At 51.8% G+C, this 13,483-nt stretch carries 11 protein-coding genes; 4 read left to right on the top strand and 7 right to left on the bottom strand.

The genetic code is table 11. From position 1 onward, the window contains the following. Positions 1-88: 88 nt before the first annotated feature. The 3 genes from AAIH57_RS25275 to AAIH57_RS25265 all read left to right on the top strand — a co-directional run bounded on the left by AAIH57_RS25275 (position 89) and on the right by AAIH57_RS25265 (position 3,645). Positions 89-2,656, top strand: a complete 2,568-nt coding sequence (locus AAIH57_RS25275; protein ID WP_430023470.1) for a UvrD-helicase domain-containing protein — start codon at positions 89-91, stop codon at positions 2,654-2,656. Between the two features lie 208 nt (positions 2,657-2,864). Next, entirely contained in the window at positions 2,865-3,182 is a 318-nt protein-coding gene (locus tag AAIH57_RS25270) for a hypothetical protein (RefSeq protein ID WP_175394895.1), read from the top strand. A gap of 94 nt (positions 3,183-3,276) precedes the next feature. Then, complete coding sequence (locus AAIH57_RS25265; protein WP_430023468.1) at positions 3,277-3,645, top strand: hypothetical protein; 369 nt, start codon at positions 3,277-3,279, stop codon at positions 3,643-3,645. 88 nt (positions 3,646-3,733) lie between these two features. Here AAIH57_RS25265 and AAIH57_RS25260 read toward each other — a convergent pair whose 3' ends face one another. Together AAIH57_RS25260 and AAIH57_RS25255 are read right to left on the bottom strand one after the other, a co-directional pair. Then, a complete protein-coding gene (locus tag AAIH57_RS25260) occupies positions 3,734-4,804 on the bottom strand; it encodes a Gfo/Idh/MocA family protein (protein WP_175394897.1) in 1,071 nt (356 codons plus the stop codon). A 39-nt stretch (positions 4,805-4,843) separates the two neighbouring features. Beyond that, positions 4,844-5,320, bottom strand: a complete 477-nt coding sequence (locus tag AAIH57_RS25255) for a GNAT family N-acetyltransferase (protein ID WP_175394898.1) — start codon at positions 5,318-5,320, stop codon at positions 4,844-4,846. A gap of 282 nt (positions 5,321-5,602) precedes the next feature. On the opposite strand from AAIH57_RS25255, the gene AAIH57_RS25250 reads away from it, so the two are divergent. After that, on the top strand, positions 5,603-6,679 hold the full coding sequence (locus tag AAIH57_RS25250; protein ID WP_175394899.1) for a copper amine oxidase N-terminal domain-containing protein: 1,077 nt from the start codon (positions 5,603-5,605) through the stop codon (positions 6,677-6,679). Between the two features lie 114 nt (positions 6,680-6,793). On the opposite strand, the gene AAIH57_RS25245 is transcribed toward AAIH57_RS25250, so the two are convergent. The 5 genes from AAIH57_RS25245 to AAIH57_RS25225 form a co-directional block, all read right to left on the bottom strand. Continuing rightward, positions 6,794-7,195 carry a RidA family protein gene (locus AAIH57_RS25245; protein ID WP_175394900.1) on the bottom strand — a complete coding sequence of 134 codons (402 nt, stop codon included), beginning with the start codon at positions 7,193-7,195 and terminating at the stop codon, positions 6,794-6,796. 203 nt (positions 7,196-7,398) lie between these two features. After that, entirely contained in the window at positions 7,399-8,361 is a 963-nt protein-coding gene (locus AAIH57_RS25240) for a D-alanyl-D-alanine carboxypeptidase family protein (RefSeq protein ID WP_430023465.1), read from the bottom strand. 320 nt (positions 8,362-8,681) lie between these two features. Continuing rightward, positions 8,682-9,446, bottom strand: coding sequence for a hypothetical protein (locus AAIH57_RS25235; RefSeq protein WP_430023464.1), 765 nt, complete (start codon positions 9,444-9,446; stop codon positions 8,682-8,684). 46 nt (positions 9,447-9,492) lie between these two features. Then, a complete protein-coding gene (locus AAIH57_RS25230; protein ID WP_175394903.1) occupies positions 9,493-12,693 on the bottom strand; it encodes a DEAD/DEAH box helicase in 3,201 nt (1,066 codons plus the stop codon). 229 nt (positions 12,694-12,922) lie between these two features. Further along, positions 12,923-13,357: a chemotaxis protein CheW gene (locus AAIH57_RS25225; RefSeq protein WP_175394904.1), complete on the bottom strand. Its 435-nt coding sequence runs from the start codon at positions 13,355-13,357 to the stop codon at positions 12,923-12,925. Positions 13,358-13,483: the final 126 nt, after the last annotated feature.

Genomic DNA, 13,483 nt, shown 5'->3' with positions numbered 1-13,483 from the left:
AATTTACAATGTGATTGTGAAAAGGGCAAATGGTTTACTTTTAACCGGGATAGTCCTATCCCTGAATGCATACAGAGGTGGATGAAACATGTTAAGCCCGAACTCAACGTTCTACGCCCGTCCGCTCGGGGTCACTCCGGCGGCATCCTTGCCCCAGTCCCCGTCTGCTCCACTGGAGACCAGTCGGCAGCTCGTGGGCGATGATCAACAGGATGCATTCTACTTCCGTTCACTGGAAGAGGCAGGCATCCGTCTGAATGGGCCACAAATCTCGGCCGTCCGTCACGGCAAAGGGCCCCTGCTCACGCTGGCCGGAGCTGGCTGCGGCAAAACAACCGTACTGGCAGCCCGAGCCGGCTACCTCATGGAGGTCAGCGGTGTTCATGCAGGCAGCATTCTGCTGGTGACCTTTACGAATAAGGCTGCTGCCGAGATGAAAGACCGCATTGCATCACTGCCAGGCATACGTCCTGCAGCTGCGCGAGCGGTGCAGGCCCGTACATTTCATTCTTTCGCCTTGACGCTGCTGCGTCATTACGGTGTACAGGAAGAGATTTTTGGAGAACCCCGTGCCCAGCATACCGTAATCAAAATGCTTCTGCGCCAATATGGCATGAGTGAAGCATTTCAACCCGAGAGTCTGCTGTCCATGCTGTCTGCATGGAAGATGCAAGGCTCCGAGACAACGGACCTTCCGGCAAAGTCGCAGGAGGAACGTGATGCCAAGCGGGTTCTACTTGGTTACGAGAACTGGAAGCGAGAACGAAACAAGATGGATTTCGATGATATTTTACTGAAGGCAGCAGCCCTGCTTCGTGATCCGGCTGTGCTGAAGCCGCTGCAGCAGCGTTTTCAGTATATTATGGTCGATGAGTTCCAGGATACGAATAATCTGCAATATGAAATTGTCCAGAAGCTGGCTGCGGCCCATCGCAACCTGATGGTTGTGGGGGATGATGACCAGACCATCTATACCTTTAATGGAGCGCGTCAGGAATCGATCCTTGAATTCGATAAAGTTTACCCTGGTGCACGGATCGTGACGCTGGATATCAATTATCGCAGTGATGCACGCATCCTTGGACTTGGCAGTGAACTGGTCGCCCGCAACAAGCGAAGACGTGACAAGCGGCTTCGTGCAGCCGGCCATCGCGGAGACGCACCCCGCTTCGCCACACCTTCGAATGCAGAGGAGGAAGCAGCTTGGGTCGTAAACCAGCTCTGCCAGCAGGTTGAGGAAGGATTGCACACTTATCGCGATATTGCAATCCTGCACCGAACAGCCAGCAGCAGCCGGGCAGTGTTTGAACAGTTGGTTCTTAAAGATGTGCCGTTTGTACAGCACGGGGCTTCTCCTGTATTTTACGATCAGTCACTTATCAGACCCCTGATGGATCATATGCGCCTCTCCCTGAATCCACGCGCTGTAGATGCTCTCCCCAGCGCACTTGGACCACTTTACGTCTCCCGTGATGCTGGTCTGGAGTGGATTCAGCGGAACGAACAGCAGCAGGCCAAAAAATATCCGCTGATCCATCTGGCCAAATGGGACAAGCTGAAGCCCTTTCAGCAGGAACAGGTCAAGGAACGCATCAAGCTGATTAAGTCGCTGCACAAAATGAAACCGGTCTTCGCCATTCAGGAGATGCGACGCCAGTTTTACGACAAATATATGGAGAGCGGCGATCCCAGCATTTTCACCCACTACAAGGAAACGATGCTGGAGACACTGGACGAATTCGAAGCGGCCGCCAAAAAGTTCGAAACCGTGGAAGAGTTTATCCAATTCGCTGACGAGCTCTCCCGCAGGCACCGTGAGATGGAGTCCCTGCGGCGTGCCCAGGACAGCGATGCAGTACAGCTGATGACCATCCACCGGGCCAAGGGACTGGAATTCCCATGTGTCTACTGGATTGGTGCCAGCGAGGGAATCGTACCTCACAGCACAGCTCTGCGGCAGGATATCCCTGAAGATCAGAAGGCTGCTCTGGCGGTACAACAGACCGATACGGAACTGGATATGGCTCTGGAAGAGGAGCGGCGGCTCGCTTATGTTGCCATCACGCGAGCCAAACAGTACTTATATGTTACATCGCCAGCGAGTCATCACGGCAAGCCAGCAGATGTATCCCGTTTTCTGCTTGAAGCCTTTGGCATGGAAGTTCCAGACAAACGCAAAGACCGTGATGAAAGCCGAACCAGCATTCATACGTCATACAGCAAGGGATCAGGGCAACGTTCCCGATCAGCTGCCCGGTCCGAAGGTCGGGATGTGGTACATCGCCGTTCCATCAGCCACAGTGATCGTGACTTCGAGGTACACAGCGAACGTGATGAGGATCGCCTCAGTGAACGGCGTGGCAGCGGAGAAATTCGCAAACATAAGGCGTTCAGCACGGCAGGTGTGAGTCAAACACCCACAACTTCCTCCCGCTCGCGATCTTCAGGTTCAGGCCATGCTGAACAGACTGAGACCGTTGCAATCTGGAAATGCAGCTCTTCCAGCTGCAAGGCATGGCTCCGTCAGAAGCCAGCCGTTCCTTCGGCAAAAGCAAGCAAACGAGCAGCATCCGGGCCACCTGCCTGTCCCCTGTGTTCAGGATCCATGGTAGCCGGAACACGCGAGGTGCCTGTGACTGGGCGGGCTGGCCGATAACAAGCACTACATGATATAAAATCTCTTTGGAATCTTAAATTGGCAGTACAGCCTATCCACAATTGATTATTGATGGATAGGCTTTTTTCATGTAAGGGTATGTAAATATAATATTTTATTGGATATTATTGTATCCAGTGCTATTTTACAATATATATTTAAGATATCTTGTCTTGCATTGGATCAGTTGAAACGAGGAGGTGCCTCAATGGAATTGGAGAGTGCAATCAAAGAGAGGATACAAGAGCGATTTGATATATTACATGAGCTTTATGATATCTGGTTTACGGAAAATCCAGCTTTAATTGCTCCTATGGAAAGATTCTATCAGCAAGCACATATTGAGAAACACAGAGCCATTACTTATTTGTTGAACAAAGGGTTTATCGCTGCCAATCCCGTAGAGAATGAACCTGAACTGGTGGCAGTCTGTATCACCGTAGACGGAATTGATTTTTTCGAACAAGGCCGATTGGCTGGCAAAGGCAATGGATGGTCCGTTGCGACTGAATACTCGGATGAATAGGCATAAGTAACGGTATCCTTCGTTTCAGGGCGCTTACTGCTGTTTATTAACAGTAGAAGCGTCTTTTTTTCCATTTTAGAATGGAGGTTGGATTATGCAAGATGGTAAAACGCATTTTTATGTATCCGTAACCCATAACCTCATTGAACAGACCAAGAACGAATCGACGCCATTTGAAGTCATGGTGGATGACGAAGAGTTAAATCAGCTTAAAGACCTGATGAAAGTACTGGAGGGTGACGATGCCTATACGCTGCAGCGCGCCCCTGTACCCTACAAATCGGCAGACCACGATGAAGCAACCGAACAATTTTCGGATGGCATGACATTGCTGTACAGTTTTCTGTACGACCATGGGACCCCTGATACCCGGCAGGCCATTGAGAACATGAACGTGCTGCCCCGGCTGCAGGATACCGATTACGATGACCCTGGGTATGAAAACTCACCGATGAATAAATGAAACAGTCAAAAGCATGCGAGGCCGCATATCAAGCGGAACCGCATGCTTTTGTTATATTATTAGAATCCTTGCAAAACCTGCGATACGATCAGTCCAGACGAATCTCCTGACCTTTTTCCGCCGACTCGTAAATTCCGCATAACATCCTTGTCGAGGCAACACCATCCGCAATCGGGCTGATCGGTCCAGTCCCGTTCAAGCAGCAATCCACAAAGTGATCGATCTGATTCTGAAATGCACTATGAATATGCAGCCCCGTGTTATCTGTTTGCGGCTCGATATTCAATATGGTGTTGTGTTTTTCCGTTACAATCAGTGTCTCTGGCTCCAGTTCGAATCCGCCGCGTTCTCCATACAGTTTCACTGAAGATTCATCTCCGCGTGCATGCAGCGTAAAGCTTACATCCACCGCAAGCGAAGCCCCGTTCTCAAAGCGGATCAACGCATTCGCCATATCTTCGACGTTATTCACGGCTGAACTGTAATCCGCCGCCTTGTAGAAAGAAAGTTCTTCGATATGAGCACGATTGCCGAGCTTCCGATACGTATTGCCACTTACCGAGACGGGTTTCGGCCTGCCCATGAGATACCAACATTGGTCAATGATATGTACGCCCAGATCAATAAGTGGACCTCCGCCGGAACGGTTTTTATCCGCGAACCAGCCTCCGGGATTGCCCAGACGCCGCAGAATGGATGCCTTGGCATAATACAACTGACCAAATTCCCCTGCATCGATAAACCTGCGCAGCATTTGCATATTGTTATCGTAGCGCCGCACAAATCCAACGATAAAGGTACAGCCGCTTTTCTTCACGGCTTCCTCGATTCTCAGCGCATCTTCCACATTTGTAGCCACCGGCTTCTCCAGCAGCACATGCTTGCCCGCCTCCAATGCGGCTATGGCGAATTCGGCATGCGTGTTGTTCCAGGTACAGATGCTGACTGCATCCACATGCGGGTCCTTCAGCATTTCCCGATAATCCGTATAGACTGACTGTGCATCATATTTCTGCGCTGCTGCTGCTGCGCGCTGTTCGTTCAGATCACAGATGGCATAGATGACAGCATTCTCGTTTTTGGCGTAGCACCTCATATGCAGATCCGAGATGGATCCGGTGCCGATCATTCCGATGTGCAGCATTTTGCTCGTACTCATTGTCGTCCTCCCTTCCTTTTTCCGGAACATCATTCTCGTCTAGTCTGCCCGCAGCATGCCTTTGTAAATACCAGGTGTTGAATTTTCGATCTTTACGGCACCGAGCGTCCGGGCATAAAAATCTACTGGTCCTGCCGATCCGATGATCGCATAGGCATAACCATCCGCCTTCATCGCGTGCATGCAAGCCAGCAAAAGCGCTGTACCCACACCTTTGCCCCGTGCATCCTGATTCACCCCTGTTGGGCCGAAAAAGTTGCGGCATGTCGCTTCGTAACAGGCAAAGCCAATCATTTTTCCATGTTCGAGGGCAATATAACAGGATACCGGCTGACGTGCAAAGGATACATCACACTCATCCACCCAGGGCTGGCTAAAATGCGATTTAACCCAATCCAGCACAAGCTGCTTCTCCGGGGCGATGGCTCTTCGGATGACGATGGAGGATTGCTCCAGTTTCTTCAAACCACTCTCTTGCTCAGGTAAATCGTAGAGTGCTACCAACATATCGCTCATCTGATCCATTCCTCTCCTCATTGAATGTAATGATGCTTTTTTTCAAACAACTAAGCGACAGGAAACGGACCACAGGTTGTACCACTCACCTGAAACTTAACCGTATCCCACAGCCTGTAACCTGCAAATTGCCACATGTTGCAAATAATGAGCTTACACGCCACTCACATGACCAAGCGTTCAGGTGCAACAATTTACCAAGTTGTCCCGTCTGTAAGAATGAGCGCAGCCCTAATTAGGAGTTTACCGCGATATAACCAAGATTAGAAGGGATGATCAACAATGAACAACAACATGAAAAAAGTAAGTGCCCTAATGGTCCTGTCCTTGGCCCTGAGCGGAGGAGCAGCATACGCAGCAACACTCGACACGACACAGTCTGGTAACCAAACTTCCGTAACAACGGATAGTTCATTATCCGCAGCTGTAAAAGTGTCCGTGAACGGCACATCGATAGCTGATGGCTATTGGAATAAAGATGGCAAGGAAGCCATGATCGCACTGCGTGATCTTACGGATGCACTTGGCATTGAGTTGAAATGGAACAAAGAAAACAAGTCGGCCGAGCTGACAAAAGGCACCCTATGGACACTCGTCACAACAGACAAGGATCAGTATTCCATCAATAAAATGCTGCTTACCCTGGGAACTGCCCCTCAAATCACCGATGGCAAACTGTTCGTACCCGCTTCTTTTGCAGAAAAGGTACTACATACCCAAGTAAACACAACGGGTAACCAAGTCACGATTACAAATGAAGAGGACGTGAAAAACGTTACGGAGCGTGGTGTCATTACTGGAATCAACCCGGATCCGAAGTATCCATCCATTCATATCGGGGGTACAGGCACCGAGGGTCTGGTACTTAACCTTGGCGAGGATACGGTCATCAAGTCTGCAGATGGCAAGGAGATCGCACTTGCCGATCTGACCATTGGCATGACTGTGGAAGCTGTACATGCACCAATCATGACGATGAGCCTCCCACCGCAAACACCAACCTACCAAGTTACTGTTCTGGATACCGTTTCTGCAGATGCTGAGGCACAACCCAAAGAAGTCCTCGGTACTTCCGGTACGATTGAAAATGTAAGAACAACAGAAGATCAGGTGACCCAAATCGAGATTTCTGGCACTCGTTTAACCGAAACAGCACCTGACCACGTCATCCTCAATATTTCGGAAGATACCAAGCTGGTAAATCAGAATGGTAAGGCCATCAAAGCAGAGGAACTGACGAAAGATGCAAAAGTCATCGGATTCTATAGTCCTATGTTGACTCGCAGTCTGCCTCCAATCGGAAATGCCTGGAAAGTCGTTTTACAAACTTCCGATGCAGAGGTTGTACCATTTCAATAAGCTAAGCAACATAAGTAGTTAAGTGAACGGTTCATTATACAGTTCATCATGCAAAAATAACCTGATCCAGTCTGTTCTAGTGCAGGCAGTGGATCAGGTTATTTTTTCCGTTCTTCATTCTCCTTCAGAATCCGTTTCAATCATGGCTTCTACCTCAATCTCGACCATTAGCAAAGGATCAATAAGTGCACTCACCTCAACCATAGTGGCCACAGGCTGGATCTGGCCAAAAAATTCGCCATGAGCCCTGCCTACTTCCTCCCAACGGGAGATGTCGGTCACAAACATGCGGGTTCTTATCACATGTGACAAATCTGCGCCGAGTTCATTTAATGCCTTTTCAATCGTTTGCAAAACAAATCTTGTCTGGGCATAAGGATCTCCCGCACCGACAACAACACCATCCTGCATGGCTGTTGTCCCTGCCACCTCGATCCGGTTCCCGATCCGGATGGCACGACAGTAACCTACAAGTGGTTCCCACGGAGAACCGGTAAATACCTGCTGTTTGCTCATTGAGGCCACCCTTTCTCTACTTGTCATTTTCGTGGATAATCTCTGCATTATAACAAGCAGGGAGTATTTCGCATACCAAAATTTGGGTTATCGATCGTTATGTAGACAAAAAAAGCCTCGTGCATAAACCAACTGCTCAGCAAGTGGTAACATGCACGGGACTTATCACGCAGATGCAGGCGTCAACACATGAAACGTTCTGCCTACAGTTTAATATTAGCCTCATCAAAGTATTCCTCAAGTGTCAATCCGCTCTTCACAATGTCCGGTGCCAGATCGGTTCCGACATACCGAATGTGCCAAGGCTCATAGACGTAACCCGTTATATCCTCCTCACCTTTGAGATAACGGATGACGAAGCCGTACTCTGCAGCGTGTTCTGCCAGCCACTGGCCTTCTTTCGAGGTTCCGAATACTTCTTCCAGCGCGTTACCTACACTCGGACTGGATACATCGATCGCCAGACCGGTCTGATGTTCGCTTCTGCCCGGCTTAGAACTCACACGGTCCGTGTATTCTTGACCTTTGGTTTTGACATTGTTGTTGTAGATGGAAACCTGACGCTCGTATGAACGGTAACCGGATACGGCGCGCAGTTCAATGCCGTCCGCCTCGGCCCCGGCAAACAGCTTCTCCAGCGCTTCTGCGGCTTCCTTCCGCATATGGCGCTTCTCATGAGGACCGTCGAAGGAAAACGGCACATTCGGCTCTACCAGATCACTTGGTTCATAGCCTTCAGGCAGGCTGCGCTGCTTGTTCACAATGACAGTCATCGCTTCTGCATTGGTTACGACGGATTGGCTGTCAATCGTATTTTGCATAGCGCTGACGCTGCGCTGCTCCATCAGGGAGTCGTCCGTTGCCGTTTCATTGCCAGCATCCGCAGAACCCTGCTCTTCATCCGTTGAAGCACTGCCGGAATCCTCGCTGTCACCAGATGGTGAACTGTCAGCTTCACCGTCTGTCTTGGCACCATCATCTCCAGTGTCCTCGGTTAAATGAACGGTCGTCCCGTCCGCCTCCTGTTGTGTACCGCCTGCCGCATTCAGATTCTGATTCTCCTCTGAACCCGAGCCATCCTGGCAAGCGGACAGCAATGCTCCGCATATCATCAGTGAGGACAGCAATACCGCAATGTGGCGCTGTCTTCCTGTTCGTGATTTCATATAAAAAACTCCTATCGCAAAATAATCATAACAAAAATTGAGTACGCTCTGGGGCATTTCTTCCCCTGCGACAGTATAACATCAAATTGCATTGAAGCTCCACCTCTACAGACCTCACTGGCAGGGAATGACCCTCGCGTGAAGGAGGGTGTGCGGGCTATACGTCCGTTTTTCGGACGATTAGAGCTTCATCCCCATCTTTAATCAACAGATCCAGAATAACATTTTGGATAGATATCCTTTTCAAAACATGCTTATGCAGATGCCACACCACAAACAAGCGAGGGTGATCTAAGATCTCCCCCGCTTCGATGCGTGCATCATTTGGTTGCCGGGCTGTCCTTCTTCTTCTGGACAGCCTGCCAGATCCGCGCGGCTACACGCTCGCGGATCATTGTCAGCCCGGCTGCTACGGGTACTCCCGGCAGCAGCGCGGCCAGTTCCGGCGTTGCCGGGGGCTTGCCCGGCTGCGCCAAACGCACTTTCACGGCGCCGAAGCCAGGCCCCGGCTGGTGCATCGCGCCGTCTGCGGCCGCCTCGGCGATCCATTCGCCGACGGCTGCGCCGCCTTCGCCGCCCCGCGCCTGCGGGCGGCCGGCTGTCTCCGCTGCGCGGCCCGCGCCGCTTGGATCATGGGCCAGCTCCTCTGCCCATGATCCAAGCACGCCGGCGAGCAGCGCTTCGCGCGGCAGGCCGGCGTGCGCCAGCTGCAGCAGCGGCTCGGCCGCGAAGCGCGCAGCGATGGCCTGCTCCGCGGCCGCAGCATGCGCGCAGTCCTCGCGGCCGCAAGTGCACGCCGCAGCGGTCGCAGCCGCAGGCAGCAGCCCCGCAAGCTCCGCCGGTGCGGGGCCACCGCGCAGCAGCGCGTACAGTGCCAGCGGCCGCTTGCGCAGCTGGGCCAGCATGGCCTCGCGTGCGGCTTCGCTGAGCTGCGGCAGCGTACCGGTTACCGTGAACAGGCTAGCTGCTGTTCCGGCCCGATCCACGTCTGCTGACACATGTTGACGTGCTTCAGCAGACTCACTTACCTCTGCTGTCCATCCATCGGGGGACATATGCAGCTCTACATTCCATTTTTCGCTCATAACCTTCCCCCTTCCCGTTTATCGCCCACCATTGTATTCATCAAGCTTATAACCACGTCTCACCCTGAAGTGAAATAAGTCCGCGCAGTTCGTCATCCGACATTTCGGTCAGCCAGTTTTCACCGGAACCAACCACCTGCTCGGAGAGTGCCTTTTTGCTCTCAATTAATTCATCTATGCGTTCTTCCAGCGTACCCTGACAGATCAGTTTGTGCACCTGCACATTGCGGTTCTGTCCAATTCGGAACACCCGGTCCGTTGCCTGATTCTCCACCGCCGGATTCCACCAGCGATCATAGTGAATGACATGACTGGCACGAGTCAGATTCAGACCCACACCGCCAGCCCGGAGTGATAAAACGAACAAAGATGGACCCTCGCCCTTTTGGAACGTCTCCACCATCTCGTCCCTCTGGGTCTTGGACACGCCGCCATGGAGGAAATAGGGCTCTTCCTCATAACGCTGTTTAAGACGTGATACCAACAACTCCCCCATCGCTACATACTGAGTGAAAATGAGTGCCGATTCCCCGTTGTCCCGGATGGCATCAACCAACTCCAGCAGGCGCTCCATTTTGCCGGATGCCTCCACCTTCGCATGATCCTTGCGGCTGCTGTCAGCCAGTACCGGATGATCGCAGATTTGCTTCAGTTTGGTGAGCGACGATAATACAATGCCTTTGCGGGCAATGCCGTTTCTGCCGTCAAGTCCACCCATCAGATCATCGACCACACGTTGGTATAGAATGGTTTGCTCTGGTGTTAACGAGCAGTACGATTTCAGCTCCAGCTTCTCTGGCAAATCCTTGCGGATGTCCGGATCACTTTTGAGCCTCCGCAGCATAAATGGCGAGACTAGTCGGTGAAGCTCCCGCAGTGACGCGCTGTTTTCTTCGGATGTCCCCATTCCTGTATAACGCTGACGGAACGATGAAGCTGTTCCGAGATACCCCGGATTGAGGAATTGGAAAATCGACCACAGCTCACTCAGCCGGTTCTCGACCGGCGTACCGGTCATGGCAATCCGATGAGGAGCCGATAAGCGCATTACACTTTGCGCCTGCTTGGTGCGATAATTTTTAATATATTGCGCTTCATCAAGGACCACTGTAGACCAATGCAATGATGCAAGATCCGGTCCGTCCCGGCCAGCCAGATGATACGTCGTCAGTACGATATCATGGGCCTGTGCCTCGTCTTGAAATGCGCTCCCATGCAGTCGTTGTCCCCCATGATGGATGTACAGCGACAGATTCGGGGCGAATCTTTTCAGCTCGCGCTGCCAGTTTCCGAGCAGAGAAGTCGGGCAAACAATAAGTGCAGGCAGGTGTACATCCTGTGAAGGGATATCCTCGCCAATCTCCAATGGATGGTCTGCCCCGTACCTCTCATTTTCTCGCGCCTCTTCAGCCGCCGCCTGCTGCTCCTCATGTTTCAGGTCCAGCAGGCAAGTAATCACCTGAATCGTCTTCCCGAGACCCATATCATCTGCAAGACATACGCCGAATCCAAGCTCGCGCATTGCAGACAACCATTGATAACCCCGCTCCTGATATGGCCGGAGCTCCCCGTGCAGCTCTGCGGGCACCTGTCGGGGCTCGATACTGCGAAGCACCTGTCCGTCCAGCAGGAAGGACAGCAAGCCTTCGGATTCCGCCCCAAAAACAGACAGCCCTTTCCAGGCTGCATCTTCACCTTCCTCTGCAGCCAGATGCAGCCATTCGGATAACGGCATATATTGTTCTTCTTCTTTTTTCATATAACGCAGAACCTGGCGAATCTCTTTGGTATCCACTTCGATCCATTCGCCGCGGAACATGACATAAGGTACGGTCGCTTCTGCCAACGCAGCAAGTTCCTCTGCTGTAACGGGTTTACCGTCCAGCATCGGCTCTGCCTTAAAGGCTACCAGCTGTTCCATCCCCAATGCATTCGGAGCACCAGGCGCCCGTTCAGTCCCACGATTCAGCATTTGCAACCGCAGCCCGGCACGCCGTTTTCCGGCACGACTCCAGCGGGATGGCATCAGCACAGTTATCCCTGCCTTCTGCAACCGAGGCACCGCATGTGTCAAAAATTCAAAAAACGGCTGCTGCTCCAGCTTCATTCCTTCCGGGCGTGGTTGAAGCAGGGCGATTTCCAGTTCAGGTGCCAATTCACTGGCTTGACCCAGTGCCATCAACAGCTGCTCCGCCGCAGATACGTACCGTACCTTTCCCCGATCCAGGTCACGTTCGGGGTGGGCCCAGATGGTGCGTGCAGGCAATCTCAGTCCAGACTCCTGCGCACTATCTGCCCAGAAGGTTATTCCCCATAATGATTCGTGTTCACCAAGAGGGGGCTCAAGCCGCAGCACCAGTTTCAGCTCGCCTTCCGTGGGAGCTGTCTCCTCACTGCCCACGACCGGCATCTTCGTGCCCCCTGCTTCTTGCAATGTTTCGATAAGTTCTGCCATTTCCTCCGTCGGGCCCTGCACAGTCACGGGACGGAACATGGAAATCAGACTATTCCACCACAACTCGGCTACAGGAGAAGATCCACGCCGAAATTGAGTACGGTACCGGGACAAGTCGCTATCCATACTTTCAAGTTCCCCTGTTACAACAGCGTGAATCATGCCACTCATGAATGAAAATAAGACAGCAGCGCCAGCCTCCTCCCGCGATTCCGGCTCAGAGGAAGCATACGCACCAGGGGCAGACAAACCGATCGGCGGCATTGCTTCCGCCAGCTCGCGAAAACGCTCTACATCGGCTTCCTGCGACAGACGAGGGCGCCAAGTTCCTGTAAGCGTCTCTTGACCCGTACGCCGCCGCGCACCGGTTTTGGCCGCGAACTCAGCAGAAGGAGCAATCTCCCCGCGCAGCAGCAGTTCCTGTGTGAACTGTGCTGCTTTTATCCAGTAGCGGATCTCCTCCCCTGCCTGAATCCCTGCGGCCTTCAGTATGCTGTCATCCCAATGGAGCAGCAGTTTAAATGTATCTTTGGGTGAGATCGCCAATCCTTCCAGCGTCCGTCCAAGCAATTGGCGCCGCTTCGTACCCTTGGCTTCCGCAGCATTACGCATCGGATTGGGCCAGCGCAGCTCCGCAAGACGCAGAGCGGCAGGCTGAAACAGACGACCCCCGTCGCCAAAATTCAGCCTCCTTACCACGTGGGTCCAAGCATCTACACGTGGTTCCGATGTTTCACCGGAAAAACAAAAAAATACGTCACCAAGCCATACTCCATACAGCGATTGCATCATTACAGTCTCCCGTCATCCCTTCGCATTGTTACTCTCCATCATATACGAAAATGCCCGGATTTAAAAACCTTTACGCACAAAAATTGCTTTAACCTTCTCCTGATACTCTCCTTACAGGAGGAATCCGCATAAAAAAATGTCCCTTCTCCCCTATAAGGGATTAGGAACATTATGATTTTAGGCAGGGTGTCCTCTGCCATTGCATTAAAAATGAAATTGCTTATACGCCTCAGCTCGTCAGCATGCCCAACAGTACATCCAGATTCAAAATACCCGCAGTATGATCTTCGGCATGTCCAATCTCCCTAAATACGCCTGTCATAAAACGCTTATGCTCTTCCGCAGGTTCTTCGAATCGGTCGTACGTCACCACAGAATCTACCGTATCCACAATCAGAGGCACAAAACCTCCTTTGTATGGTACGACAATGATACGCGTAGAAGCATCATCTTCCCGATCGGGCATTCCCAGCAAAACCCGCAGACTAACGACGGAAACCACCTTGCCGTATAAAGATCCAAAACCTCTGATTTCCGGGCTGCCGAACGGGACGGTGGTTACGGGAATCATCCTGATAATTTCATGAACTTCCTCAATGCGAAGCGCGAAAAACTGATCTCCGACCGTAAAATTAATGTATTGAACTTGAGCTTCCTCATTCATAGTTGTCTCCATACCCTCTCACTTTTAAAGTGTTACTTGGTGTATCGGCTATTTTCCATGAAATATTTAGAGCTTCGTCCATTTTGGCAAGCTGCAGCAATGATTTCAGTACTCTAAAAAAACTTG

It is taken from the genome of Paenibacillus sp. MABNR03, assembly GCF_050455445.1.
In the GTDB taxonomy this organism is placed as follows: domain Bacteria; phylum Bacillota; class Bacilli; order Paenibacillales; family Paenibacillaceae; genus Paenibacillus; species Paenibacillus xylanilyticus.
Note: the sequence above shows the minus strand (reverse complement) of the source record. Positions and strands in the feature narration are given on the sequence as shown.